The sequence below is a fragment of the Rhizobium sp. CB2179 genome (assembly GCF_057653455.1).
The window spans coordinates 3,695,297-3,720,177 of record NZ_CM172781.1; the positions used below are offsets into that span (position 1 = coordinate 3,695,297).

23 protein-coding genes and 1 other RNA gene are annotated in these 24,881 nt (G+C 62.2%); 14 read left to right on the forward strand and 10 right to left on the reverse strand.

Features of this window, described 5'->3' with window-relative positions:
* Positions 1 to 72 precede the first annotated feature (72 nt).
* The gene (locus AC244Q_RS18340) at positions 73 to 1,074 is read right to left on the reverse strand and encodes an LLM class flavin-dependent oxidoreductase (protein ID WP_113548296.1); all 1,002 of its coding nucleotides are present in this window, start codon (positions 1,072 to 1,074) and stop codon (positions 73 to 75) included.
* A gap of 126 nt (positions 1,075 to 1,200) precedes the next feature.
* Positions 1,201 to 3,516, reverse strand: coding sequence for a methyl-accepting chemotaxis protein (locus tag AC244Q_RS18345; protein WP_128406021.1), 2,316 nt, complete (start codon positions 3,514 to 3,516; stop codon positions 1,201 to 1,203).
* 245 nt (positions 3,517 to 3,761) lie between these two features.
* Between AC244Q_RS18345 and ruvC the strand changes: the two genes are divergently transcribed.
* From ruvC to AC244Q_RS18385, 8 genes are all read left to right on the forward strand, one after another.
* Complete coding sequence (ruvC, locus tag AC244Q_RS18350) at positions 3,762 to 4,271, forward strand: crossover junction endodeoxyribonuclease RuvC (protein ID WP_003542749.1); 510 nt, start codon at positions 3,762 to 3,764, stop codon at positions 4,269 to 4,271.
* Positions 4,272 to 4,325: 54 nt separating this feature from the next.
* Entirely contained in the window at positions 4,326 to 4,589 is a 264-nt protein-coding gene (locus AC244Q_RS18355) for an AbrB/MazE/SpoVT family DNA-binding domain-containing protein (protein WP_003552542.1), read from the forward strand.
* The gene (locus tag AC244Q_RS18360) at positions 4,570 to 4,986 is read left to right on the forward strand and encodes a type II toxin-antitoxin system VapC family toxin (protein ID WP_017995094.1); all 417 of its coding nucleotides are present in this window, start codon (positions 4,570 to 4,572) and stop codon (positions 4,984 to 4,986) included. The genes AC244Q_RS18355 and AC244Q_RS18360 overlap by 20 nt, the downstream gene beginning before the upstream one ends.
* A gap of 13 nt (positions 4,987 to 4,999) precedes the next feature.
* Positions 5,000 to 5,614, forward strand: a complete 615-nt coding sequence (gene ruvA / locus AC244Q_RS18365; RefSeq protein WP_012758865.1) for a Holliday junction branch migration protein RuvA — start codon at positions 5,000 to 5,002, stop codon at positions 5,612 to 5,614.
* An 83-nt stretch (positions 5,615 to 5,697) separates the two neighbouring features.
* Positions 5,698 to 6,738: a Holliday junction branch migration DNA helicase RuvB gene (ruvB, locus tag AC244Q_RS18370; RefSeq protein ID WP_003552548.1), complete on the forward strand. Its 1,041-nt coding sequence runs from the start codon at positions 5,698 to 5,700 to the stop codon at positions 6,736 to 6,738.
* A complete protein-coding gene (locus AC244Q_RS18375; protein ID WP_012758866.1) occupies positions 6,739 to 7,641 on the forward strand; it encodes a metallophosphoesterase in 903 nt (300 codons plus the stop codon).
* Between the two features lie 6 nt (positions 7,642 to 7,647).
* A complete protein-coding gene (locus AC244Q_RS18380) occupies positions 7,648 to 8,160 on the forward strand; it encodes an NUDIX hydrolase (protein WP_128406020.1) in 513 nt (170 codons plus the stop codon).
* Between the two features lie 90 nt (positions 8,161 to 8,250).
* Entirely contained in the window at positions 8,251 to 8,814 is a 564-nt protein-coding gene (locus tag AC244Q_RS18385; RefSeq protein ID WP_113548299.1) for a DinB family protein, read from the forward strand.
* 91 nt (positions 8,815 to 8,905) lie between these two features.
* On the opposite strand, the gene AC244Q_RS18390 is transcribed toward AC244Q_RS18385, so the two are convergent.
* Both AC244Q_RS18390 and mprF read right to left on the reverse strand, forming a co-directional pair.
* Positions 8,906 to 10,288, reverse strand: coding sequence for a virulence factor family protein (locus AC244Q_RS18390; RefSeq protein ID WP_012758869.1), 1,383 nt, complete (start codon positions 10,286 to 10,288; stop codon positions 8,906 to 8,908).
* Complete coding sequence (gene mprF, locus AC244Q_RS18395; RefSeq protein ID WP_113548300.1) at positions 10,285 to 12,888, reverse strand: bifunctional lysylphosphatidylglycerol flippase/synthetase MprF; 2,604 nt, start codon at positions 12,886 to 12,888, stop codon at positions 10,285 to 10,287. Before mprF ends, AC244Q_RS18390 begins: the two co-directional genes overlap by 4 nt.
* A 237-nt stretch (positions 12,889 to 13,125) precedes the next feature.
* On the opposite strand from mprF, the gene AC244Q_RS18400 reads away from it, so the two are divergent.
* Positions 13,126 to 13,503, forward strand: coding sequence for a DoxX family protein (locus AC244Q_RS18400; RefSeq protein ID WP_113548301.1), 378 nt, complete (start codon positions 13,126 to 13,128; stop codon positions 13,501 to 13,503).
* A 6-nt stretch (positions 13,504 to 13,509) separates the two neighbouring features.
* On the opposite strand, the gene AC244Q_RS18405 is transcribed toward AC244Q_RS18400, so the two are convergent.
* The 3 genes from AC244Q_RS18405 to AC244Q_RS18415 form a co-directional block, all read right to left on the reverse strand.
* Positions 13,510 to 15,621 carry a mechanosensitive ion channel family protein gene (locus tag AC244Q_RS18405; RefSeq protein ID WP_113548302.1) on the reverse strand — a complete coding sequence of 704 codons (2,112 nt, stop codon included), beginning with the start codon at positions 15,619 to 15,621 and terminating at the stop codon, positions 13,510 to 13,512.
* A 206-nt stretch (positions 15,622 to 15,827) separates the two neighbouring features.
* Positions 15,828 to 16,859, reverse strand: coding sequence for a phosphogluconate dehydrogenase (NAD(+)-dependent, decarboxylating) (gene gnd / locus AC244Q_RS18410; RefSeq protein WP_113548303.1), 1,032 nt, complete (start codon positions 16,857 to 16,859; stop codon positions 15,828 to 15,830).
* 135 nt (positions 16,860 to 16,994) lie between these two features.
* A complete protein-coding gene (locus tag AC244Q_RS18415) occupies positions 16,995 to 17,477 on the reverse strand; it encodes an SRPBCC domain-containing protein (protein ID WP_113548304.1) in 483 nt (160 codons plus the stop codon).
* Between the two features lie 69 nt (positions 17,478 to 17,546).
* On the opposite strand from AC244Q_RS18415, the gene AC244Q_RS18420 reads away from it, so the two are divergent.
* The 4 genes from AC244Q_RS18420 (at position 17,547) to AC244Q_RS18435 (ending at position 21,307) form a co-directional block, all read left to right on the forward strand.
* Positions 17,547 to 17,879, forward strand: a complete 333-nt coding sequence (locus AC244Q_RS18420) for an ArsR/SmtB family transcription factor (RefSeq protein WP_012758875.1) — start codon at positions 17,547 to 17,549, stop codon at positions 17,877 to 17,879.
* Between the two features lie 76 nt (positions 17,880 to 17,955).
* Positions 17,956 to 18,492: a helix-turn-helix transcriptional regulator gene (locus AC244Q_RS18425; protein ID WP_113548305.1), complete on the forward strand. Its 537-nt coding sequence runs from the start codon at positions 17,956 to 17,958 to the stop codon at positions 18,490 to 18,492.
* Positions 18,493 to 18,589: 97 nt separating this feature from the next.
* Positions 18,590 to 19,573, forward strand: coding sequence for an NAD-dependent epimerase/dehydratase family protein (locus AC244Q_RS18430; protein ID WP_113548306.1), 984 nt, complete (start codon positions 18,590 to 18,592; stop codon positions 19,571 to 19,573).
* A gap of 246 nt (positions 19,574 to 19,819) precedes the next feature.
* A complete protein-coding gene (locus AC244Q_RS18435; protein ID WP_113548307.1) occupies positions 19,820 to 21,307 on the forward strand; it encodes an esterase-like activity of phytase family protein in 1,488 nt (495 codons plus the stop codon).
* A gap of 81 nt (positions 21,308 to 21,388) precedes the next feature.
* On the opposite strand, the gene ssrS is transcribed toward AC244Q_RS18435, so the two are convergent.
* The 3 genes from ssrS to AC244Q_RS18450 all read right to left on the reverse strand — a co-directional run bounded on the left by ssrS (position 21,389) and on the right by AC244Q_RS18450 (position 22,556).
* Positions 21,389 to 21,547: non-coding RNA, 6S RNA (ssrS, locus tag AC244Q_RS18440), on the reverse strand.
* 340 nt (positions 21,548 to 21,887) lie between these two features.
* Positions 21,888 to 22,265, reverse strand: coding sequence for a cell division protein ZapA (locus AC244Q_RS18445; protein WP_003542783.1), 378 nt, complete (start codon positions 22,263 to 22,265; stop codon positions 21,888 to 21,890).
* Between the two features lie 15 nt (positions 22,266 to 22,280).
* Positions 22,281 to 22,556, reverse strand: coding sequence for a DUF4164 domain-containing protein (locus tag AC244Q_RS18450; RefSeq protein WP_012758879.1), 276 nt, complete (start codon positions 22,554 to 22,556; stop codon positions 22,281 to 22,283).
* Between the two features lie 322 nt (positions 22,557 to 22,878).
* Here AC244Q_RS18450 and tkt point away from each other — a divergent pair, with 322 nt between their 5' ends.
* The gene (gene tkt, locus AC244Q_RS18455; RefSeq protein ID WP_113548453.1) at positions 22,879 to 24,852 is read left to right on the forward strand and encodes a transketolase; all 1,974 of its coding nucleotides are present in this window, start codon (positions 22,879 to 22,881) and stop codon (positions 24,850 to 24,852) included.
* Positions 24,853 to 24,881: the final 29 nt, after the last annotated feature.

Genomic DNA, 24,881 nt, shown 5'->3' on the forward strand with positions numbered 1-24,881 from the left:
GGTGTCCAATAAAAACCCGGCGGCAGCGCCAGGTTTTTTCTTGCCGGAAAGGTGGCGCGTCAGAGTGACGCCTTACGCGGCGGCTCGCATGAAATTTCCCAGCCCCGCGAAAAGTTCCACCGATGTCAGCCGCGCCTCGATGTCGTGGATCGGCATCGAGATGATCACCTCGTCGGCCTGCGTTTCCTGTAGAAACTCCGTCAGTTTCGCCTCCGCCGTCTTCGGCGACCCGACCACGGCATAACGCAGCGTGTGTTCGACATTCATCTTCTCCATCGGCGACCAGAAGTCCCCCATATCGGCCACCGGACGCGGGAACGGCCCGCGGACATTGCGGCGCAGATTGACGAACTGCTGCTGGGCAGAGGTGAAATGATAGCGTGCCTCCTCGTCCGTCGCCGCCACCGCGCCCATCACGCCGACCATCACATGCGGCTTGGCGAGCGTCGCCGAGGGCTGGAAGCGGTCGCGGTAGATCGCGATCGCATCGAGCAGCATGTCGGGCGCGAAATGCGAGGCGAAGGCATAGGGAAGTCCCAGCATGCCGGCGAGCTGAGCGCTGTAGAGACTGGAGCCGAGTAGCCAGATCGGGATATGCGAGCCATTGCCGGGAACCGCGAGGATCGCCTGGTTCTCGACCGGCGTATCGAGGAGTTGCTGCAGTTCCACCACGTCGTTCGGGAAGCTGTTTGCACCGGCCTCGAGATTACGCCGCAGCGCCTGTGCCGTACGCATATCCGTTCCCGGCGCGCGCCCGAGGCCGAGATCGATGCGGCCGGGGAAGAGCGCCTCCAGCGTGCCGAACTGCTCGGCGATGACCAGTGGCGAATGATTGGGCAGCATGATGCCGCCGGAGCCGATGCGGATGCGCTTCGTCGCAGCCCCGACATGGCCGATAACAACGGCGGTGGCAGCGCTGGCGATCCCCGGCATGCCGTGATGTTCGGCAAGCCAGAAGCGCTTGTAACCGAATTCCTCGGCCTTCACAGCCATGCGCGCCGAGCCATCGAGGGACTGGCGCACGGTGCTGCCTTCGGCAACGGGGGAAAGGTCGAGTATGGAGAAGGGAACCATGGGAAACCTGCCGGGCAGTTGAACGATGCCGTCTATGTAGGTTCGCGCCCGCACCATTCCAAACCATGCGCGCAAACAAAAAGAGCCGCGCGAGCGCGACCCTTCTGCAATGTTAGAATCGATAATTTACCGATGACGGCGCAGCACATGCACCTCGGCGCTCGGCTGGTGGTGGCCGGGCGGCAGCGTGAAATTGCCGAGCTGGCGGTCCATTTCCAGGGCTTCCGTCGCCAGCCGGTGGATCGCCGCCGTCGTCTCTTCGACCATCGAGGCGTTCTGCTGCGTCATCGCGTCGAGTTCGGCAACGGCGCTATTGATCTCGCGCAGCGTATTGGCCTCCTCGCGGGTCGCACTCATGATCTCGTTGATCTGCCCGTTGATCGCCTCGACATGGGCGCCGATGCCCGTCAGGGCGACACCCGCTTTTTCCACAAGCGTAACGCCGCTTTCGACCTCATGCGTCGATTTCTGCAGCAGGCTGGAGATCTCCTTGGCCGCACTCGACGAACGCTGGGCAAGCTCACGCACTTCCATGGCGACGACGGCGAAGCCCTTGCCGGATTCACCGGCGCGCGCCGCCTCGACGCCTGCATTAAGTGCCAGGAGGTTGGTCTGGAAGGCGATGTCGTCGATGACCGAGATGATCGTGTTGATCTGGCGCGAGGAGGCCTGGATCGCCTCCATCGCCGCGATCGTCTCGCGCATGATCTGACCGGAGCCGGTCGTCTCCTTCTTGGCGTCGCGGGCGATGCGCTCGGCCTGTTCGGCCCGCGCGATCTGCTGGCGGACCGACTGGGTGATGGCGCTGATCGCATTCGCGGTCTCGGTGATCGAGCCGGCCTGGCGCTCGGTGCGCCCGGCAAGTTCGTCGGCACCGGTGCGCATCTCCTCGGAGCCGGCGCGCACCGCCATCGAGTTACCGCCGATCGCCGTCATGGTTTCGCTGAGCCTCGCCAGCGCCTCGTTGAAATTGACGCGCAGGCTTTCAAGCTCGTTCGGGAAGCGGGTATCGATCTGATAGGCGAGATCGCCGTTCGCCAGATGATGCAGGCCCTCGTCAATCGCCTCGACCACCTGCTGTAGCGTCTTCGCCTCGGCTTCGCGCTCGGCCAGGTTCTGCTGGCGGTCGTGCTCGGCCTGCAGGCGCGTCTCTTCGCTCGCGGCTTCGAGCTCGCGGCTTTCGATCAGCGAGTGGCGGAAGCGGTCGAGCGCGTTGGCCATCGTGCCGATCTCGTCCTTGCGGTTCAGGCTGCCGATCTCGCTGTCGAGCTTGCCGTCGGCGACATCGCGGGTGACGCCGGCAAGCCGTGCAAGCGGCGAAAACAAGAAATTGGTGATGAGGCCGGTCGCGATCGCCATGACGACGAGCACACCGATGCCGATCATCGTCAGCAGAGTGGCGATCTCGATCGAGCCGGCATTAAGCTCGCTCAGAAGCACGCTTTCGACCACGAGGAAGCGATCGCCGCGATAGTCGATGCCGCGGACATAGGCGCGGGCCGCGCCGTCCGTCCGGCCGAAGTCGGCCACCGTCATCGCCGAACTGGCAAGCGCGCTCTTGATGAAGGTGAAGGGTGTCGCATCGAGCGTTGCAAGCTTGCCGCTCGCGTCGAGGCCGACGGCGGAGCCATCGCCGGAGACGATCGCCGCCCGTGCCGTGCTGCCCTGGACGATGCCCTTGGCAAGGATGCCGGTGACGATCTCGTCCCGCACCTTGAAGAGAATGATGCCCTTGGCCGCTCCAAGCTTGACGATCGGCACGGCATAGAAGATCGCCGACTTGCCGCTGCCGGCATCGACGCGAAGGCCGGAAAAGCCTGTCGGCGCGGCGTCATCGGTCGCCCTGGCGGTATTCTCGATCGCCTTGGCGAAAGCGATGCCGGCACCGGTCGCCTTCCAGGCGTCCGACTTCAGGTTTTCGGCGAAATCGTCTTCCTTCTTATAGGAATAGAGCACGGTGCCCTCGAGATCGACAATCAGCAGATCGCTGAAGGCGGTATCCTCGAGGTCGCGGGCAACTTCACCCTGCGTCTTCTCGTGGCTCGAATAATAAAAGCCGCTCGGCCCTTCCGGCTTGATGAGCTTCTCGCGTTGGTCGGCGGGGTTGGGGTTGCCTGCTATGAAAACCTTCTTCAGCTCGGCACGGGCATCGCCCGCGGTCTTCTCGATGGTCTTCCAGCCGCTCTTCAGGTTGGTGATCGACATCTGCAGCGCCTCGATGCGCGCGATGGAGTTGGCCTGGTTTTCAAGCTGCGTCAGCTGGTCCTGCAGCATGTCGCCGCGAAAGATCAGCACGCTTTCCTTGGCCTTCAGCGCCTGCTCGTCGGAAATGCGGCTGCTGGCGAAATAGGCAAGCACATCGATGACCGCGATCGACAGCACGGTCAGCAGAATGAATGTGGCGATGACCTTAAAGGACAGGGATTGAAATCTCCGAGCCATGTACGACGAACCCCTTCTGAACGCGCCTGCCAAGCGCGGGCACGCAGCGCATGCCTGATCAACTGACCTATAAACAGAACATCGGAGGCTTAAATCTTCGCGAAAAGCAGCCTCTCTCGTATTCGGTGACTAGAATTCAGGCATCTGTTTTAATTCGCGGTAAATGGCGGGGCCGAAATCCAGGAATGTTTTTGTTTTGTTCACATATCGATGGCAGTTATTTCGCAATCGCTATAGGTTGAACCATGCAAAATACGATTCGCATCGTCGGCATCGATCCCGGTCTTCGCCGCACCGGCTGGGGAATCATCGAGACATCAGGCAATTCCCTGCGGTTTGTGGCATCCGGAACCGTGACCTCCGATGGAGACATGGACCTTGCCTCCCGCCTTTGCCAATTGCACGACGGCCTGGCGGAGATCGTCCACAGCTATAAGCCGGATGAGGCCGCCGTCGAGCAAACCTTCGTCAACAAGGATGCGGTGGCGACCCTGAAGCTTGGCCAGGCCCGCGGCATCGCCATGCTGGTGCCGGCGCGCGCCGGGTTGCCGGTCTCCGAATATGCCCCGAACGCCGTGAAGAAGGCCGTCATCGGCGTCGGCCATGGCGAAAAGCAGCAGATCCACATGATGTTGAAGATCCTGATGCCGAAGGTCGAATTCAAGGGCAACGACGCCGCCGACGCCCTGGCGATCGCCATCTGCCATGCGCATAATCGCGGCAGCAACCGGATGCGGCAGGCGCTGGCTGGCTAATCTGTTCTTGACTTGTTCCCATTCGATGATAAGTAATACCTCGGAGGTATTACTATGCGCGTGACGGAAAAAGGCCAGGTGACCATTCCCAAGGACATCCGAGACCGTTTGAAGATCGGCCCGGGATCCGAGGTGGATTTCGTTGCCGATGAAAAGGGTGCCCGCCTCGTTGTCCTCTCCAGCAGGATAGAGCCATCACAGGACGATTTTGAATCCTGGCTCGGCAGTATGAGCGGGACCCTCGACACCAGCGGCATGACGACCGATGAATTCATGGAATGGTTGAGGGGACCACGTGATGACCTCAGTCCTCGTTGATACGAACATCTTCATCGATATTTTCGGGCCGGATAATCCTTTCAGGGAATGGTCCGCACGGGCGTTGAGCATACTGCGTCCGGATTCGCAATTCATCATGACACCGGTCGTCTGGGCGGAGTTGGCAAGCATGACCCCGCGCGAGGAAACCCTTGCATTTCTCCTGTCGCGGCTGAACCTGATCCGCGAGGCCCTGCCGTTTCCCGCCGCGTACCGGGCCGGCATGGCCCACGCGCAGTACCGGAGAAGCGGCGGCCTGCGCGATCGCACCCTGCCGGATTTTTTCATCGGGGCGCACGCCCTCGTTCGATCGCACCGCCTTCTGACGCGCGATGGCGCGCGCTACCGCTCCTATTTCCCTGAGTTGGACATCATTTCTCCCGAAACGCATCCTTGAGAGACCGCGACCCATGATCGGCAAGCTGAAAGGCACCATAGACGAGATCGGCGAAGACTATGTGCTCGTCGATGTGCACGGCGTCTGCTACGTCGCCCATTGCTCGGCCCGCACCCTGTCGAAGCTTGGCTCGGCTGGCGAGGCCTGCGTGCTGTTCATCGAGACCTATGTGCGCGAGGATCAGTTGAAGCTCTTTGGCTTCATGACCGCGCTAGAGCGGGAATGGTTCAACCTGCTCCAAAGCGTCCAGGGCGTCGGCGCCAAGGTGGCGCTCGCCGTGCTCTCGACGTTGACCCCAGGCGAACTGGCTAATGCGATCGCCCTGCAGGACCGCACTGCCGTCTCCCGCGCGCCGGGCGTCGGTCCGAAAGTGGCGATGCGCCTCGTCACCGAGCTCAAGAACCGGGCGCCTGCCTTTGCCGGGGAAGCAATCAATATCGCTCTCAAGCAGGAACTCGGTGAAGGCGTCGCGGCAGCACCGGTCGCCGATGCGGTGTCCGCATTGACCAACCTCGGCTATTCCCGCGACCAGGCCGCCAATGCGGTTGCCGCGGCAATGAAGACGGCGGGTGATAACGCCGACAGCGCCAAGCTGATCAGGCTGGGATTGAAGGAACTGGCGCGGTGAAAAGCCGCAAAACCGATGATGGGATGTCGAGGCAGCCGTTTTTTGGTGTATTGGTGTGACAGGATTCAAAACGGAATGAGAGCATGAGCGAACCCGCCCGCCTGATATCGCCGGAAAAGCGGGGCGAAGACCTTGATATCACGTTGCGCCCGCAATCGCTGGACGAGTTCACCGGCCAGGCGGAGGCGCGCGCCAATCTCAAGGTCTTCATCGAGGCGGCGAAAAACCGCGGCGAAGCGCTGGACCATGTGCTCTTCGTCGGTCCGCCCGGCCTCGGCAAGACGACGCTGGCGCAGATTATGGCCAAAGAGCTCGGCGTCAACTTTCGCTCGACGTCGGGCCCGGTGATCGCCAAGGCCGGCGATCTCGCTGCCCTGCTCACCAATCTCGAGGAGCGCGACGTGCTCTTCATCGACGAAATCCATCGCCTCAATCCCGCCGTCGAGGAAATCCTCTATCCGGCCATGGAAGATTTCCAGCTCGACCTCATCATCGGGGAAGGCCCTGCCGCTCGCTCGGTGAAGATCGACCTGTCGAAATTCACGCTGGTGGCGGCCACAACCCGCCTCGGCCTGTTGACGACGCCGCTGCGCGACCGCTTTGGCATTCCGGTGCGCCTGAGTTTCTATACCGTCGAGGAGCTGGAGCTGATCGTGCGCCGCGGCGCGCGGCTGATGAACCTGCCGATCACCGAGGAGGGCGCCCGCGAGATCGCAAGACGCGCCCGTGGCACTCCGCGCATCGCCGGCCGGCTGTTGCGGCGCGTGCGCGACTTTGCCGAGGTGGCAAGGGCAGAAGCCGTCACCCGCGAGATCGCCGACGAGGCGCTGACCCGCCTGCTGGTCGACAATGTCGGCTTCGACCAGCTCGACAAACGTTACCTCAACATGATCGCGGTCAATTTCGGCGGCGGCCCGGTCGGCATCGAAACCATTGCCGCCGGCCTTTCCGAGCCGCGCGACGCGATCGAGGACATCATCGAGCCCTACATGATCCAGCAGGGTTTCATTCAGCGCACGCCACGCGGCCGTGTTCTGACCGCAATCGCGTGGAAACATCTGGGAATGCAACCGCCAAAGGATATGGAGGCTGCGCAGTTCCGGCTGTTCCAGGAGGACAACTGAGTGATCACCCGCCGCGGATTTTTGAAGGTTCTCGGCGGCGGTTTCGCCGGCGTCATGTCGCTCGGTGGTTATGCCTTTGCTTATGAACCGCTCGCGCGGCTCGCCATCACCCGCTACCAGCTGACGCCGCCGGGATGGACGCCAGGGCTCAAGCTACGCGTCGTCGCGCTCGCCGATCTCCATGCCTGCGAACCCTGGATGTCGGCAAGCCGCATTGCCGCGATCTGCCACACGGCGAATGAACTCGAAGGCGACGTCACCGTCCTGCTCGGCGATTACGCCGCCGGCATGAACATGGTGACGCAGTACGTGCATTCGAGCCAATGGTCGAAGGCGCTTGCCACCTTGCAGGCCCCTCTCGGCGTCCATGCGGTCATGGGCAACCACGATTGGTGGGAGGACAGGACCGCCCAGAAGAACGGCGGGATGGAAACATTCGGACACCGAGCCTTCGCCGACGTCGGCATCCCGGTCTATGGCAACCGCGCCGTCCGGCTCGAAAAGGATGGCAGCGGCTTTTGGCTCGCAGGCCTCGAAGATCAGCTAGCGCTTCTGCCGGGCCGGAAGTGGGGCCGCACGCAGATGCTCGGCCTCGACGATCTCGAGGGAACGATGGCTCAGGTGACGGACGATGCGCCGGTCATCCTGCTTGCCCATGAACCCGATATCTTTCCGCGCGTGCCGGAGCGTGTGTCGCTGACGCTATCGGGTCACACGCATGGCGGACAGATCCGTTTGCTCGGCCGTTCGCCTATCGTGCCCTCGCGCTACGGCAACCGCTACGCCTATGGTCATATGATCGAGGAGGGGCGTAATATCATCGTCTCCGGTGGCCTCGGCTGCTCCATCGCGCCGGTGCGCTTCGGCGTGCCGCCGGAAATTGTCGTGATCGATCTTGGATAGAATGGCATGGCCAAGCGCACTCTCATCCGCCTGAATGCGGGCGCTGAGCGTTTCAACTATCGCATCGCCGGCCTCGGCTTTCGTGACGGCCACGTGCTCGTCCATCGCGCCGTGCATGAGCCCTTCTGGGCCTTTCCGGGCGGCAGGGCGGAAATCGGCGAGACGTCGGAGCAAACGCTGAAACGGGAGATGGTGGAGGAACTGGGCGTAGAGGTGACCGTCCATCGCCTGCTCTGGATCGTCGAGAATTTTTTCCGCTACGACCAGCGCGACTGGCATGAACTCGGCCTCTATTATCTGATGGACCTCCCGCCGGAATTCCCCTTCTTGTCCGGCGAGATCATCCATCGGGTCGAGGACGGCGACAACCATCTCGAGTTCAAATGGGTGCCGGCAACGCGTAATGCCCTGTCCGCACTCGACATCCCGCCCTATTTCATCGCCGATGAAATCGAAACCCTTCCCGTTGTGCCGCGTCATCTCGTCTGGCGGGACGGCGATCTCGACGGCAAAGACTGACGCAGGCAATTCAAGGTGTTACAGCGCCCTTTGCGCGCCTTAAAAGGTGGCGGTGCTGTCGCCAAAAGCCTTTAAAGAGGAGATGCGCCGATGCCGACCTTCGATCCTGTCAGGCCATTTCGCAAACTTGCCTACAACAACGCCCTTGCCAACCGCCGGCTGCTTCAGGCCTGCGCGACACTGAAGCCCAGCGAATTCGAAGCGCCGCGCACCAGTTTCTTCCCCTCGATCAAGGAAACCTTGAACCATATCATCACGGTCGACTGGTTCTATGTCGACGGCCTGGAAGGCGGCACGCTCGGGCTCAAGGCCTTCGAGGTCGACGAACCGTTCGATGACGTTTCCTCGCTGGCAGAGGCGCAGGCGAAGGTCGATCAGCGCCTGACGGCACTTTGCGAGGCCCTGACGCCGGAGAGACTCATCTCGACCATCAGCCTCCATCGCGGCGACCGCATCCAAGAAGAGCGGATGGAGGACGTGCTCGGCCACCTCTTCCAGCATCAGACCCATCATCGCGGGCAGGTGCATGCGATGCTCTCCGGCACCAGCGTCGCTCCGCCGCAACTCGACGAATTCATCGTTGCCGACGATGCCCGGTTCCGTGGCGGCGAACTCGCCACGCTCGGCTGGAGCGAAGAAACGCTGATGCGTTAGCGCGTCCTGCGGGCCGCGAGTGCTTTAAGTCTCTATTTGATGCCTGTCGTGGTCCCAAAATCGCTGCACAGTTTTGGGACCACGACAGGCATTAATTCTGCAGCCGCTTCTTCAGCCCGTCGATGATTGTCTTGGTGAGAAGATCGTAATTCTCGTCGAAGTGATGATCGCCGGGCAGTTCGATGACCTCGGCGCCGCTATCCTTCAGCGCCGGACAGGCAACATCGTCATCGTCGTCCTTGCCGTAGATGCATTGCACGAGCTTCGGATCGATGTTCTTCAGATCGCCGACAGGATCGCCTCCCGCCCCTTCCGTCTTCTGGCCGAGCCAGCCGAGAACAGAGATGACGTAGTCGACTTGGTGCGAAAGCGACAGCAGCGACAATTGCGCCACCGCCGACTTTTCGGCTGGCTTGAGGAGCTGGTAGGTGGCGGGCACGACATCGGCGCCGAAGGAATAACCGACGAGCAGGACATGCTTCACCTTCCACTGCTTGCGGTAGAAATCGATGATCTTCGAAAGATCGGCAGCTGTCTCCTCCGGCTTGCGCTCCTTCCAGAAATAGTGGAGCGAATCGACGCCGACGACCGGAATACCTTCCTTCTGCAGCGTGCCGCCGACCTCCTTGTCGATGTCGCGCCAGCCGCCGTCGCCGGAATAGATCACCGCCATCGTATCGAAGGCCGGCGTTGCCTCGAGCACCGCCAGCGGCAGGCCGAGCGGGTTGCCGAAGGCGCCGGAGGCGGTGACGAGATCGTCGAGCGTATCGGCAAACGCCGTCTGCGCATCGTCGGTGGAATCGCGGATCTCGATCGCGTCATGGGCCTTCTTCAGCGCCTCGGCATGCGCCCGGCCATCCTTGTTGGCCTCAGGCGTGAAGACGGTAACGATCGGGTCCGGCAGGATGCCGTCGCTGAGGCCATAGACCGTGCGTTCGCCGACCACCTGCTTGGACGCCGGCGTGCAAAGCTCCTTGGCAAGCGGAATGCCGGCGGCCGGATTAACGGCAAGTGTCTGGCCGATCGTCGCATCCGGCGTTTGCGCGGCGATCGCCAGCGCCAAGGCCCCGCCCTCGCCGATACCGGCGACGATCGGCAGGTGATAGGCGTTGTTGCCGGTCGCGCGCTGCACCTGCTGGCTCAGCGATTCGATGTCCGACACCATGTAGACACAGCCGTCGTTGAGGCTGACGTCGTACTGGCCGAGCGCCTGGATATAGGATGGAAAGTCGACGCCGATGACAACGGCGCCTTCGGCGACCAACCTGTCGGCTTCGCCCTTCTCATAATCGCCCCAGCCGGCGGCATCCGAGATCAGCATCACCGTGCCCTTCACCTCCCCTTCCGGCAGGAAGATGTGCGGCGACGGGATGAGCCCGGTTTCGAAACTCTGCGTGGTCTCTTCGGCGGCGTCAGCCGGTGCGGCCGCGAGCATGCAGGCGCATGCCGTGGCAAGAAGGATTGTTCTGATCATTTTCTCACTACCCCTTTCAATCCGCCCCCAATCAGAAATGTCGCGTCCATCAACGCGATCATCGGATTGCCCCCTCCTGAGACCGCAAGATAGCGCGGTTGCCAGTGCGGATGAAACTTGGATTTGAATGCCCGAAGGCCTTTGAAGTTATAGAAGCGCTCGCCGTGTTCGAAGACGGTGCTGCCGATGCGGTCCCAGACGGGCGCCGCCTCGCGTTTCGACATGCCGGAGAGAGGCGCCATGCCGAGATTGAAGTGGGTGAAACCCTGCCCTCGCAGATATTCCATGATCTGCACGAAGAGAAAGTCCATCGAGCCCTTCGGCGCGTCCGGCGAGAAGCGCATGAGATCGATCGTGCCCTCCTGTCTGGATTCGGTCACGAGGATATTGGCGAAGGCGACGATCCTGCCGTCCTTTTTCAGGATGCCGACCGGCTGCGAGGAGACATAATCGAAATCGAACGCGCCGAGCGAGAAGCCCTTTTCCTTGGCATTGTGATGCTCGAGCCAGGCCGTCGAAACCGCGGCAAGATCATCGATGACCGAAGACAAGTCCTGCGGTTCGACGACGGCGAATTCCAGCCCGTCGCGCTGGGCGCGGCTTGCCGTCTGGCGAAGGTTTGCCCATTTGCCGCCCTTCATCTCGAAGGTCCTGAGATCGGCCACCGCCAGTTCGCCGAGCTTGAAGGCGCGCAGGCCGGCATCGGCGCAATGGGACAGCAGCGCCGGCGATATCTGATAGAACACGGCCCGGCAGCCGGCGGCGCGCGCCGCTTCGACGAAACGCCAGACGAGTTCCTGCACGGCGCGATGGTCGCCGACCGGATCGAACAGCGCGATCCAGGAGCGGCCCTGCCGGCCATACATGATGAAGGCATCGCCGTTTTCCGAGAACATGATGCTCTTGTCGCCCATGCGCACAAGATTGGCATCGGCATTGCCCTGCTTCATGACGATCTCGACGGCACGCGCCAGCGCCTCGTCCGTCGCCTGCTCCGGCCGGAAGCTCGCCGGTCGGAGCAGGCTGAAGACGGCGATCGCCGACGAAATGATGGTGATGCCGAGCACGGCGCGCAGCCCGCGCGGCGCCTCGGCGGTGAATTCGAACTGCCACCAGAGCTGGTTGCTGTATTCGACGTCGCGATAGACGAAAAGCAGGATGACGACAGCCCCGACGACGATCACGGCGATCGCCATCAGCCAGGACGCCGTCAGCGCCTGGTTGAGCAGCGAGGCCTGGCGGGTAAAGAGCCGGCGGCTGACGAAGAGCCCGAAGATGAGGAAGGCAAGAAAAGCCGCTTCGATAAGCGCGATCGCCTTCAGCAGCGACAAGGTCAGCGCGGCAAGCGCCGAGAACACGGCGACCCACCAGGCGCCGTCGAGCCGCTGGCCGAGGCCGCGCGCGGCGACGACGAGTGCCAGCCCCAACAGGCTGGAGAGGAAATGCGCCCCTTCGACCATCGGCAGTGGCAGATAGTTGGAGAGGAATTCGAGGTTCTGGTCCGGCGTCGGCGTGACGCTCGAAAACACCAGCATGACGCCGAGCAGCAGCGCGAGGGCCGACAGCAGCTGCGGCATCAGCCGTCCGCCGATGCGCCGCATGCTGGAGGCCGCCGGATGGTCGACGAAACGACGCAGCTCCGCCGCCGAGACCGCGAGCACGGCGATCAGCAGCGGCAGCACATGGTAGACCAGCCGGTAGAGCACCAGCGATCCGAGCACGGCATCGATGTTCACCGCGCTGCCGAGCGAGGCGATGATCACGGTCTCGAACACGCCGAGCCCGGCCGGAACATGGCTGAGCACGCCGAGACCGACGGCGATCGCATAGACGGCGAGGAAGACCGGCCAGCCGATGGCTGTCTGCGGCAGTAGCACATAGAGCACCGACGCCGAGGCGGCGATATCGAAGGCTGTGACGAGGAACTGCCGCGACCAGGTACGCGAATCCGGCAGGCGGATTGCCACAGGGCCAAGATCGAGCACGCGCCCGTCACGGCCGATGATCATCACCGCGCCCAGAATGGCGACGATCGAACCGGCGATCAGCCGAAGAAGGAAGGGGCTGATGCCGACGAGCGGGCCGATCTCGTCGGCGATGACGATGAGGGCGATTGCCGCGACGCCCGCAAGCCCCAATCCGAAGGACAGCGTGACGAAGGCGATGATGCGTCCGATATCCTCCGGCGAGAGCCCGAGGCGCGTATAGGCGCGGTAGCGAATCGCCCCCCCAGACAGGGCGCCGAAACCGGCGGTATTGCCGACGGCATAGGCACTGAACGCCGTCAGCGCGACATGCGGAAAGGGCAGCTTCTTGCCGATATATTCGATGGCGTTGAGATCGTAGAAGATCAGTGCGAGGAAACTGAGCGCCGTGAAGAACAACGCAAGCAGGATCGAGCTCGGCCTGGTGGCGGCGAGCGCACCGACGACGTCGTCATAGCGCACCTCGTTGGTGAGCTGCATGATGGCGTAACCGACGAGGCAGAAGACCACCAGTGATGCGGCTGCCAGCAGCGGCGTTCTGTACCGTCTGAATAGACCGCCAAAAGAAAACCCGTCCGCTTCTTCAATCTCTTCCAAATTGCCGTGCCCCGACATTCTCGTACCCTGCTGCAACTGCCAGCTTGGCGGGAATCATTTCAGATGACGTAACATGAAAGGCATATAAGCTCTATGAAGCTATGCCGCTGCTACCCCAGCCCCGCCGCCTGCGCCTCAATCATCCTCAATTGGGGCGAATTTGCGCAGGCGAGCGGCGCAGCACATTGCATTTTCGTAAGCTTCGGCAGAGCCTTGCGCTCGATGGAGAGTTGAGACGCGAGAGAAAGGTTCGATATGCAGGATGGTTCGGCCTTGGTGATGCTTGCTCTCGGCCGCCTGCTGCTCGGCGGCCTCTATGTCGCTGGCGGCGTTCATCATTTTTTCGTCATCGTGCCGCTGGCCGAGGCGATCGAAGCCCGCGGCCTCCCTTTTGCGAAATGGGTGCTGGTCTTGGGCAGCATGTTCCAGATCGTCGCCGGCATCCTGCTGATGCTCGGCCTTTTTGTCGCGGCAGCGGCATTCGGTCTCATCGTCTTCACGCTGGCGGCCACCGTCATGCTGCTGAATTTCTGGGACATGCAGGGAACGGCGCGCGACAGCGCGATCAATACCTGGAAAACCAACCTGGCGATCATCGGCGGCCTGCTGATCGCAGCAGCCGGCGCGATGTGAAGCGGTTCATGCCGCCGGTTCGGCGCCCGCCCGCGCATGCGCGGCGTATCGTGCGACGGCAGCATCCACCTCCGCGTCGCGGTCGCCCGCCACCTGCACCGTCGGCACGGCGAATTCGATACCGTTTTCCTGGAAGGCATTACGAATCATCGCCAGCGCATTGCGGCGGATGACGAATTGCTCGCCGGGCTTCGTCATCATCGACAGCCGGATTTCGATGGCGAATTCGCCGAACTGCTCGACACCCTTCATCTTCAGAGTCTCGATGATATGAGGGCCGAATTCCGGATTTTCGAGCAGCGTCTGGCCGATCTGCTTGATCACCTTCTTCGCCTTGACGAGATCGGTGTCGTATTTGACGTTGAGGCTGATCTTGTCGATCGTCCAGTCGCGATTGAGGTTCTTCACTGCGCCGAGTTCACCGAACGGCACCGTCGTCAGCGGCCCGCGATGATGTCTGAGCTTCACCGAACGCAGGCTGAAGGCCTCGACCACGCCCTTGTGGCTGCCGCTTTCGATATATTCGCCGATGCGGAAGGCATCGTCCCAGAGATAGAACATGCCGCTGATGACGTCCTTGACGATCGTCTGCGCGCCGAAACCGACCGCAACGCCGACGACACCGGCGCCGGCGATCAGCGGCCCGATTTCGATACCGAGGCCGGAGAGCACCATCAGAACGGCGATGACGGCAATGACGACGGCAAGGATATTGCGGAAGATCGGCAACAGCGTCTGTATCCGCGCGCGTTTGGCCTTCTCCTCATCCGTTGCTCCGCCATCCACGGATGATTCAAGCAGCTTGCCGTCGATATAGGCCTTGATGACATGCCAGAGCAGATCGGCGGCAAGCAGGATGACGATGCCGCCGATCACGCCGCGCGCGATCTTGTCGATCATCGTTTCGCCGGCCGCCATCGTATCGGCACCGACGCCGAGCATATGCCCAAGCCAGATGGCGGCAACGGCAATGATCAGCGCCCGCACGCCACGGTCGAGCAGCACGGCTGCAATGCGCCGCGTGGCAAGGAAGCTCGCTTCGGTCTGCTGCAGCGATTTTACCGCAATCGTCGAGACGGCAAGCACGCGCGGCAGCAGCAACACGTAAATGCCGAGCCAGAGCAGCCAGTTGAAGCCTGCGACCCAGAGGCTCCAGAGCAACAGGAAATAGACGGTGAGCGCCCAGGAGGTCCCGTGACCACGCTTCTCGTCCTTGTGCGGCCGCGACCAGACCGCCTCGATCGCAATCAACAATAGGCCGATGCCGAGGATATAGCCGACGAGGAGCCGCACGCTCGCAGAATAGCCGAGCGGCTCCATCGACTGGATCACCGCCCAGCCGAAAATGAAATAGATGACGAAGGTTGCACAGCGCCGATACCAGAAGAATGCGACGTCACGCGCCGGCATGATCGGAGCGGTGATCTCCTGTCGTTCTTCCTCGGCTCGCGCCAGCCCGATGAGATCGACCAGCACGCCACCAAGGCAGATGGTGAAGCGCTGGACCACGAGCGCGACAACGCAAACGATCGCGATGCTCTGGCTGACCGGCGGCCAGCTGACGCTGAGAAGAGCAAGTGCCGTCGCCATCGCAAAGATCAGCGCCGGAATGACGCGCGGGGCGAGATGCATGCCCGCCATCTGCGCCGCCTGGCGACGGCGGCGGAAGGCATAGCGGGCAATGCGCTCGACGATGGTGCCGAGCAGGAAAATCGCCAGAAACTGCGCTATCATACGTGGCCAGCCGATGGCGGCGATCTCGCCGAAAAACAGCGAAGAAGCATGGCCGACCTGCGAGGGCAGTGTCATCGCTGCATCGGAGACCATCGAGACGTGCCGACGGGCATGCTGGAGCAGACCTGACAGCACCGACATCTGGTCGCCGGCCGCCGAATCGCTCGCGGTTGCTGCCGCCATTTGCGTCGACATCCATTGTTTGACCTGAGGAGTCTGCATCAGCTCCATCATCTGACGCACCTCGGCCGGCGGGGCGGCCGCGGCCGGCACCTGCGCCGGCGACGTCTGGGCAAAGCCAGGCGAAACCGCCGAAAAAAGCGCGAGCAATGTCAGCATGCCGAATATGACGGCCTTCAAGCCCCTTGCCATGCCACGCTCCATGACCGCCTCCAATGAAATGTCGGTCGCTTGTGCAGAGCAGCGCCGACATTTTGCAATGGATACTCGCGACCGTTGCCGCCAGCAAGCAGTAGGAAAACCATACTGATGGCTAGGAAAGGTCAACGTCGCCGCCTCTTCGAAACGAAACGCCGCGCTCGATTTCAGAATGATGGCTTTGTCGGAACGGTGAGTGAAGTCGCTCGCCTTCAGGATTTCACGGCCGGTTTTTCCACGTGGCCGCCGAAGCCCGCGCGCATCGCCGACAGCACCTTGTTGGCGAATTCGTCATTGTCGCGCGAGGAGAAGCGACCGTAGAGCGCAGCGCTCAGCACCGGCGTCGGCACGCTTTCGTCGATTGCCGCCATGATCGTCCAGCGGCCTTCGCCGCTGTCCGAGACGCGGCCTGCATATTTCGAAAGTGCGGGATCGGCATGCAGCGCATCGGCCGTAAGATCGAGCAGCCAGGAGGTGATGACGCTGCCGCGGCGCCAGACTTCGGCGACATCCTGCAGGTTGAAATCATATTGGAAATGTTCCGGATGGGCGAGCGGCGCGGTTTCCGCATCGGTCTCGTGCGAGGCGGCGCCGATATTGGCGTGCTTCAGAATATTGATACCTTCGGCATAGGCGGCCATCAGGCCATATTCGATGCCGTTATGCACCATCTTGACGAAATGACCGGCGCCATGCGGGCCGCAATGCAGGTAACCCTGCTCGGCGGTGCTGGCCGCAGCCGCTTCGACGCTCCGGTTGGGCGAGGCTTCCGTCTTGCCGACGCCAGGCGCCAGCGTCGCGAAGATCGGGGAAAGGTGTTCGACGATGCCCTTCTCGCCGCCGATCATCAGGCAATAACCCCGCTCGAGGCCGAAGACGCCGCCGCTTGTGCCGACATCGACATAGTGGATGCCCTTGGTGATGAGGTCGGCGCCGCGGCGGATGTCGTCATGGTAATAGGAGTTTCCGCCGTCGATGATGATATCGCCATTCTCAAGCAGCGGCACTAGGCTCGCCAGCACCTTGTCGACGATCGCCGCCGGCAGCATCAGCCAGATCGCGCGTGGATGGGTGAGCTTCGAGACGAATTCCGCGAGCGAAGCGCTGCCGGTCGCACCGAGGCCCGCGAGCTCGGCAACGCTTTCCGGCCTGGCGTCGTAAACGACGCATTCGTGACCGCCCCGCATCAGGCGCTGGACCATATAATTGCCCATGCGGCCCAAACCAACCATGCCAAGCTGCATAATGAATCTCCTGGAAACCGAAATGAAGTATCGAATCCGGAAATTAGCACCCGCAGTGTGACAGGCAAGCAAAGTCTCGGTGATTTCGGCGAATGCGACGATTGCACCGCCGACCTCCCCGAGATCGACGTATCGTTAAATATCAGGCGCGCTGGCCGGCTCACCCTTCATCTCGCTGAGGAACATGCCCTCGCGCAGATTGATGCCGTATTCGACGAAAGCCTTCATGCTGCAGAGCATCTGCGTCCAGCCTTCGCAGTTGAGATAGGTGCCGCGCCGGCCGGCATCGTCTTCGCGCCAGCCGGTCTCGGCGATCGTCACCAGTGTGCCGCCATCCTCCAGCGGCTTGAAGTTCATCTCGACCAGCGTCTTGTACTTCGCCTCGTCTTCGCCAGTGCCGCCATCCCAGCGCAGCACGATGCGGCTTTCCGGCACCAGTTCGACGACCTCGACCGGCGCATCCTTCCACCAGGTCACCGTCGTGCCCTTCACGAGCGGCGCGCTCGCTCCGCCGATCGTGGTGAAATAGCTGCTGAGCTTCTTCGGATTGACGACGGCATCGAATACCTCTGCGACGGGACGGCCGATGCGGCCGGAAACGCGGATTCCGAGAGACATGACACTTCTCCTCTTCTCCATTGTGCCTGTTCCGTTGTACTTGGCGTCATTATGTTATAAAAACATAACATGTCAAGCGAATCAACCGACGACCCAGTCTTCAAGGCGCTGGCGCATCATCGCCGCCGCGAAATCCTCGATCTGCTCAAGGATGGCCCCCGAACCACAGGGACCCTTTGCGAGATGTTTCCGGAGATGGATCGCTGTACGGTGATGCTGCATCTGAAGGTACTGGAAGAGGCCGATCTGGTCATCGCCAGGAAGGAAGGCCGCGAGCGCTGGAACCATCTGAACAGCCTGCCGATCAAGCACATCTATGACCGCTGGATCAGCGCCTATGCCGGCCATGCGCTCTCTATCCTCGACCGGCTGAAAGGCGACCTGGAAGGTCAGCCCGAATAATGACCCGGCGTCAAACCGCCTTGCCGCCCGCCCCGCCGAAGCCCTATGCTGCAAAAAACGACACGGGATCAGACGGATGACGATATCCGGAGCCGGCATACGCCGCATGCGGCTGCTGCGGAGCATGAAGCAGGAACATCTCGCCGAACTCCTCGGCGTCAACCAGGCGACGATCTCACGCTGGGAGCGCGATAAGCTCGCCCTTTCGCCCGAACAGGCTATCAAGCTGGAACGGATTTTCGCCTCGCCGCCACATGCAGCAGTCGATGCGGCGCTGAAGCGGCTGGTCGAGGATTCCGTCCGGCCGGTGCATCTGATCTGCGACCGCACCCACCGGCTGCTCGCCACCTCTCGCCCGCGGCACGCGGAGTGGCGGGCGCCGCTCGGCGCCTTTCTCGGCCGCTCTCTATTCTCCTACGCCTCCGCCGAGATCGCCGCCGCCGAGCAGTCGCTGGAGGAGCGCGGCTGGCATGCGGGCAGGCTCTCGTCGCTGACGCTTGATACCGGCGCCAACGGCAATGTGCTGCTGCCGATCGCCGCCGGCCGCATGACCTGGGAAAGGATCATGCTTTCCGATGGCAGCGCCGGCCGCCTCGTCACGACCATCCGCTGAGCCTCAAGCTTTCCTGCACGCCCATGCATAATTTATGCGTTGCCTGAAAACCTTAGTCTTTATAGCGTCCGCCGCCGAACGGTCAGGAGACGATGTGATGACGATACTGGTGACGGGAAGTGCCGGCCATCTCGGCGAGGCGCTGATGCAGACCTTGAGGGCGGAAAGCCGCTGGGTGCGCGGCATCGATATCAAGCCCTCGGCTTTTACCGACATGGTCGGCTCGATCAGCGATCGCGCCTTCGTCCGCCAGGCGATGTCGGGCATCAGCCACGTCATCCATGCCGCGACGTTGCACAAACCGCATGTGGCGACCCACGGCAATTATGATTTCCTCGACACCAATATCGCCGGCACTCTGCACCTGCTCGAAGAGGCGACCACCGCAGGCGTCGCAAGCTTCGTCTTCACCAGCACCACCAGCACCTTCGGTGCGGCATTGACGCCGGCTGCCGGCGAACCGGCGGCATGGGTGACCGAGGACGTGCTTCCCGTCGCGAAAAACATCTACGGCGTGACGAAACTCGCCGCCGAAGGTCTGTGCGAACTCTTCGCCCGCAAATCCGGCCTGCCGGTCGCCATTCTCAGGACTTCGCGTTTCTTTCCCGAAAATGACGACGATCCTGACATTCGCAACGGCTATTTGGCAGAGAACGCCCAGGCCAATGAGCTTCTTCACCGCCGCGTCGATATCAGCGACGTGGTCGGCGCCCATCTGCTGGCGCTCGAAAAGGCGCCGGCAATTGGCTTTGGCCGCTACATCATCTCCGCCACGACGCCGTTTTCGGCAAATGATCTCGCCGCGATCCGGCGCGACGCGCCTCACGTCGTCGAACGACTGTTCCAGGGTGCAGGCGCCCTTTACGCATCACGCGGCTGGAAGATGTTTCCTTCGCTCGACCGTGTCTATGTCAACGAACGCGCAAGGCGGGAACTCGGCTGGCAGCCGCGATATGATTTCCGTTTCGTGCTCGATTGCCTGCGCGACAACAGGGAGTGGCGAAGCCCTTTGGCGCTGAATGTCGGCTCCAAGGGCTACCACGATGAGGTCTTCGCCGAAGGGCCTTACCCGGTTGGATAGAGCAGCGAGCTGCAATGCGGACACGCGAAAGCCCGACTTCCTCTCCAGCATGACGCTTTCGCTGAGAAGTGTCATCCAGATATCACGATCCCGTCATAGACCGTCTGCCGGGGATATGGGGCGACGAAATCCAGGGCGTGTTGCGCCATCGGGAAATCGAATCCAGGCCGGGGTGTCATTTGAAGCGGTGTCCAGCCTGCGGGCGGAAGCCGTTTCGAGAGCGCTTTTGACCGAGAGGGTATTTCCATGAAGAATGTCAGACCTTACACAGCGCGGCTTTTCGCCGCGGTTCTCGCGGCATCCGCCGCCGTGCCAGTCGTCGCAATGGCCGAGAATTCCGCCACCGTCGGCGGCCTCACCTTCGTCAACAAGGGCTTGGTGGGCATCGGCCGCATTCCGGCCAACCAGCGTGACAAATTCGGCGAGACCTTCGGTTCCGGCTCGGGCATGGCGATCGATCCCGCCGCCTGGAGCCGCGACGGCGCCGGCTACAAGGGCACGCTCTACCTGTTGCCCGACCGCGGTTACAACGCCGTCGGCACCGTTGATTACCGGCCACGTCTGAACACCATCTCGATCGGCCTGACGCCGACCGCTCCGGGTGCGGCACCCGAGGTCGGCAAGGAACAGTCGGGCGTCGACGCAAGGCTCGTCGATTCCACACTCTTCGTCGACGACAGGGGCGGCGACATGACCGGTCTCGACCCGGAATCCGGCGTCCGCCCCGCTGCCGGTAGTTTTCCCGCGCTGCCGCAGGCGACGAACGGCAAGATCGCGCTCGACAATGAAGCCATCATCCGCATGGCCGACGGCAGCATGTTCGTCAGCGACGAATACGGGCCTTATATCTATCACTTCGCCGCTGACGGACACCTGCTCTCCGCCACCCAGCCGCCGAAGGCGCTTTTGCCGATGCGCAAGGGCGCGTTGAGCTTTGCCTCCAACAATCCCGGCTCCGGCGCCTCCGCTCCGGACCCGAAAGATCCGGAGACCGGCCGCCAGAACAACCAGGGTCTCGAAGGCATGGCGATGACGCCTGATGGCAAGTTCATCATCGCTGTGTTGCAATCGGCCGCCCGCCAGGACGGCGGCGATTCCGGCTCGACCCGCCAGAATACCCGCGCCATGATCTATGACGCCGCCGATCCCGATCACTTGAAACTGGTGCACGAATATGTCGTGCCGCTGCCGGTCTTCAAGGACGCCAAGGACAAGACGACGATCGCCGCCGAGAGCGAAATCGTCGCCCTGTCCGACAAGACCTTCCTGATGCTCGCCCGCGACAGCGGCAACGGCCAGGGCCTGAAGGGCGACACCTCGCTCTACCGCAAGGTCGACATCGTCGACATTTCCGCCGCGACCGACATCGCCGGCAGCGATTTCGATGACGGCAAGCCGATCGCGCCGAAGGGCGTCATCGATCCCTCGCTGACGCCGGCGACGCTGACACCCTTCATCGACCTCAACGACAAGACCGATCTCACCCGCTTCGGCCTGCACAACGGCGCGCCGAACGACAAGAACAATCTGTCGGAAAAGTGGGAAGCCATGGGTCTGGCGAGCGTTCTCGACCCGAACCTGCCGGACGACTACTTCCTGTTCGTCGCCAATGACAACGACTTCTTGACGCAGGATGGTTTCCAGGTGGGTGCCGCCTACAAGGCGGACGGCGGTGCCGACGTCGACACCATGTTCCAGGTCTTCCAGGTCACCCTTCCAGGTCTGAAGAAGTAACGGACGCGCTGAAGAAGGGCGAACGGGCAACCCGCGTTCGCCCGCCATATCCGGCGTCTTCGCTGAAAATGGAAGGAAAGGGTGCGATCCACGACCACCGATGGATGTTTACGATCCTGGGTGCCTACAAACGTAGGTGGGCGCCGTGTGTCCAGGCCCACGGGCCTGGCCAGGGACAGCTCCCTTTGGATCGAGTATGGCCCCAGGGATTGTGGTTCCTGTCGAGAGGCGCAGACCGCATGGCGATATATAAGGTTGTTTGCGCTGCCGCGCCAGTGGCGACGGAAGGCCGCCCCTATTTAATTAGAGCCTTTCCTGGTCAGATTGAAGCATTCTGCCGGAGCAGGTTTTCGTCAGGGCAGAGGCGATTGGCGAAGGGCATACCTCTTGGTACGTCCGAGCCGATCGCCTCTGATCCTGGCGCAAAGATGCCCGGCCCTTCGGGTTGGCTGAAACGGGCCGGCTGATCGACCGGCCGGCTTGGCCGTAGAGCCGGGCTACGACACGCGCCGGCCGGTCGACCATCCGACTCCGTTTGAGCCAACAGAATGCTTCAATCTGACCAGGAAAGGCTCTAGGATCAATTGAGTTCGGGGGCGGACCGGCCGTTCAGCTTGTCGGTGATGCCGCGGATGCGGCTCGACACTTCACTGAGCGCTGCCGCAAGATTTTCCTCGGTCCGGGCGGTGGCTGCAAGCACCGTATCGCGATTGCCGCGCAGCGTCTCGAGCTCGGACTCCAACCCGGCGACGCGGCGCGTCAGCTCGGCAATCTCGTCCGTGATCATGATGCCGGCCATGACGGTGATCCTGAGATCGCCGATTTCCCCGAACTGATCCTTGAGATGGCCGACATAGCGGTCGAAGCGGGTGGCGAGATCGGTCAGGTGATCCTCCTGCCCTTCCTCGCAGGCCATGCGATAGGCCTTGCCGTCGATCGTTACCGTCACCTGCGCCATGCCAAACTCTTCCTATCAGCGATCCAGAACTGCGCGGATCGTTTCCATGGCCGTCACCAGCCGCCGCGATACCTCGCGATTGACCTCTTCCAGCCGGTTGGCGCGGAATTCGGCCTGGTCGAGCTCCTGCGCCAGCCGCGAGCGGTCGGCGTGCACACGCCGCACCTCGCCCTCGATCTCGCCCTGCTCGCGCTGCCGTTCGACGCGCATGTCGACGGCGTTTTCGAGGCTCGATATCGCCTGTCTCAATTCGTTGAGCGCTGCTTCCATGGTTTTGCCTGTGGGCATCATGTCTTTCCGATTCCCGCGCAGGATCCGCGAATCGGCACGCCGCGCCGATCCTGCGATTTCAAAAGGATATGCAGCTCGCTAACGGCCCGTCAATAAATCCTGTCACTTGCCCACCGGCCTATCCTGTGGATGAGCGTTTTACACATCGATTTCGTCATTTGTACAATCGCGTGATCAAATGTCAAAAATCGCCGCTTCCCGCCCGGATTTGACCTGCCATTTATTGACTTGCCCGTCCCAACTGCTATGTCTCTGCCGCTTTCACTCGATGGTCTTGGAGGCTCGAGGCCATCCCCCGACACCCGGAACTTGCGGAAAAGCCATGACCTCTCCCGAACAACACGACCGGATGGCGAATGCAATCCGTTTTCTCGCCATGGACGCCGTTGAAAAGGCGAACTCCGGCCACCCGGGCATGCCGATGGGCATGGCTGACGTGGCAACGGTCCTGTTCACCAAATATCTGAAGTTCGATCCGAAGAAGCCGCACTGGCCGAACCGCGATCGCTTCGTGCTGTCGGCCGGCCACGGCTCGATGCTGCTCTATTCGGTGCTGTATCTGACCGGCTATCCTGACATGACGATCGAAGATCTGAAGCAGTTCCGCCAGCTCGGTTCGAAGACCGCCGGCCACCCGGAATACGGTCATGCCACCGGCATCGAAACGACGACCGGTCCGCTCGGCCAGGGCATTGCCAATTCCGTCGGCATGGCGATTGCCGAACGCAAGCTGCGCGAGGAGTTCGGCTCCGATCTCCAGGATCACTATACCTATGCGATCTGCGGCGACGGCTGCCTGATGGAAGGCATCAGCCACGAAGCCATCGCGCTCGCCGGCCACCTGAAGCTCAACAAGCTCGTCCTGTTCTGGGACAACAACTCGATCACCATTGACGGCGCCGTGTCGCTGTCGGATTCCACCGACCAGATCGCCCGCTTCAAGGCGGTACACTGGAATACGATCGAGATCGACGGTCACGATCAGGCTGCCATCGCCGCCGCGATCGAAGCTGCCCACAAGTCCGACCGCCCGACCTTCATCGCCTGCAAGACGATCATCGGCTTCGGCGCCCCGAACAAGCAGGGCACCCACAAGGTCCACGGCAACCCGCTCGGCGCCGAAGAAATCGCGGCCACCCGCAAGGCGCTGAACTGGGAGGCGGAAGCCTTCGTCATACCGTCGGACGTGCTCGACAGCTGGCGTGCAGCCGGCGCCCGCTCCGTCGAGCTCGTCAAGAGCTGGGAAGATGGCCTCGCCAAGGCTCCGGCCAGGGCCGAGTTCACCCGCCGCATGGCAGGCGATCTGCCGGAAGGCTTCGACGCCGCGATCAGCGCATATAAGAAGAAGCTCGCCGAGACCAAGCCGACGGTTGCGACCCGCAAGGCCTCGGAAGACGCGCTCGAGGTCATCAACGGCTTCCTACCGGAAACGCTCGGCGGCTCCGCCGACCTGACGCCGTCGAACAACACCAAGACCAGCCAGATGCATTCGATCACCCCGACGGATTTCGCTGGCCGTTACATGCATTGGGGCATTCGCGAGCATGGCATGGCGTCTGCCATGAACGGCATTGCGCTGCATGGCGGCCTCATCCCCTACAGCGGCGGCTTCCTGATCTTCTCGGATTATTGCCGCCCGCCGATCCGTCTCGCCTCGCTGATGGGCATCCGCGTCATTCACGTCCTGACGCATGACTCGATCGGCGTCGGCGAAGATGGCCCGACGCACCAGCCGGTCGAACAGCTCGCCGGCCTGCGCGCCATCCCGAACCTGATGGTCTTCCGTCCGGCCGACGCCACGGAAACGGCGGAATGCTGGCAGATCGCCATCAAGACGCACAACCGTCCTTCGGGCCTTGCTCTGACGCGCCAGAACCTGCTCGCAGCCCGTACCGAATACAGCGAAAAGAACCTGTGCGAACAGGGTGCCTATGTGCTCGCCGGCAATGCCGACGCCAAGGTGACGATCTTCGCCTCCGGCTCCGAAGTCGAAATCGCCGTTGCAGCCCGTACGGCACTCGAAGCCAAGGGCGTCACCGTCCGCGTCGTATCGGTTCCCTGCACCGAACTGTTCTTCGAGCAGCCGGAAGCCTATCGCAAGGAAATCCTCGGCAACTCGCCAGTCAAGATCGCCGTCGAAGCCGCCGTTCGCGAAGGCTGGGATGCGTTCATCGGACCGGAAGGCACCTTCATCGGCATGAAGAGCTTCGGCGCTTCCGGCCCGGTCAAGGAAGTTTATAAGCATTTCGGCATCACCGCCGACGCCGTCGTTGCAGCCGCGGAAGCAAAGCTTTAATGAGGGCGCCTTGAGGCGCTCTCCATCTC

Bases quoted from the DNA above. Each gene is read 5' to 3' on its own strand.
- AC244Q_RS18340 (WP_113548296.1), bottom strand. From the start codon at position 1,074: ATGGTTCCCTTCTCCATACTCGACCTTTCCCCCGTTGCCGAAGGCAGC.
- AC244Q_RS18345 (WP_128406021.1), bottom strand. From the start codon at position 3,516: ATGGCTCGGAGATTTCAATCCCTGTCCTTTAAGGTCATCGCCACATTC.
- ruvC (WP_003542749.1), top strand. From the start codon at position 3,762: ATGCAAAATACGATTCGCATCGTCGGCATCGATCCCGGTCTTCGCCGC.
- AC244Q_RS18355 (WP_003552542.1), top strand. From the start codon at position 4,326: ATGCGCGTGACGGAAAAAGGCCAGGTGACCATTCCCAAGGACATCCGA.
- AC244Q_RS18360 (WP_017995094.1), top strand. From the start codon at position 4,570: ATGACCTCAGTCCTCGTTGATACGAACATCTTCATCGATATTTTCGGG.
- ruvA (WP_012758865.1), top strand. From the start codon at position 5,000: ATGATCGGCAAGCTGAAAGGCACCATAGACGAGATCGGCGAAGACTAT.
- ruvB (WP_003552548.1), top strand. From the start codon at position 5,698: ATGAGCGAACCCGCCCGCCTGATATCGCCGGAAAAGCGGGGCGAAGAC.
- AC244Q_RS18380 (WP_128406020.1), top strand. From the start codon at position 7,648: ATGGCCAAGCGCACTCTCATCCGCCTGAATGCGGGCGCTGAGCGTTTC.
- AC244Q_RS18385 (WP_113548299.1), top strand. From the start codon at position 8,251: ATGCCGACCTTCGATCCTGTCAGGCCATTTCGCAAACTTGCCTACAAC.
- AC244Q_RS18390 (WP_012758869.1), bottom strand. From the start codon at position 10,288: ATGATCAGAACAATCCTTCTTGCCACGGCATGCGCCTGCATGCTCGCG.
- mprF (WP_113548300.1), bottom strand. From the start codon at position 12,888: ATGTCGGGGCACGGCAATTTGGAAGAGATTGAAGAAGCGGACGGGTTT.
- AC244Q_RS18400 (WP_113548301.1), top strand. From the start codon at position 13,126: ATGCAGGATGGTTCGGCCTTGGTGATGCTTGCTCTCGGCCGCCTGCTG.
- AC244Q_RS18405 (WP_113548302.1), bottom strand. From the start codon at position 15,621: ATGGAGCGTGGCATGGCAAGGGGCTTGAAGGCCGTCATATTCGGCATG.
- gnd (WP_113548303.1), bottom strand. From the start codon at position 16,859: ATGCAGCTTGGCATGGTTGGTTTGGGCCGCATGGGCAATTATATGGTC.
- AC244Q_RS18415 (WP_113548304.1), bottom strand. From the start codon at position 17,477: ATGTCTCTCGGAATCCGCGTTTCCGGCCGCATCGGCCGTCCCGTCGCA.
- AC244Q_RS18420 (WP_012758875.1), top strand. From the start codon at position 17,547: ATGTCAAGCGAATCAACCGACGACCCAGTCTTCAAGGCGCTGGCGCAT.
- AC244Q_RS18425 (WP_113548305.1), top strand. From the start codon at position 17,956: ATGACGATATCCGGAGCCGGCATACGCCGCATGCGGCTGCTGCGGAGC.
- AC244Q_RS18430 (WP_113548306.1), top strand. From the start codon at position 18,590: ATGACGATACTGGTGACGGGAAGTGCCGGCCATCTCGGCGAGGCGCTG.
- AC244Q_RS18435 (WP_113548307.1), top strand. From the start codon at position 19,820: ATGAAGAATGTCAGACCTTACACAGCGCGGCTTTTCGCCGCGGTTCTC.
- AC244Q_RS18445 (WP_003542783.1), bottom strand. From the start codon at position 22,265: ATGGCGCAGGTGACGGTAACGATCGACGGCAAGGCCTATCGCATGGCC.
- AC244Q_RS18450 (WP_012758879.1), bottom strand. From the start codon at position 22,556: ATGATGCCCACAGGCAAAACCATGGAAGCAGCGCTCAACGAATTGAGA.
- tkt (WP_113548453.1), top strand. From the start codon at position 22,879: ATGACCTCTCCCGAACAACACGACCGGATGGCGAATGCAATCCGTTTT.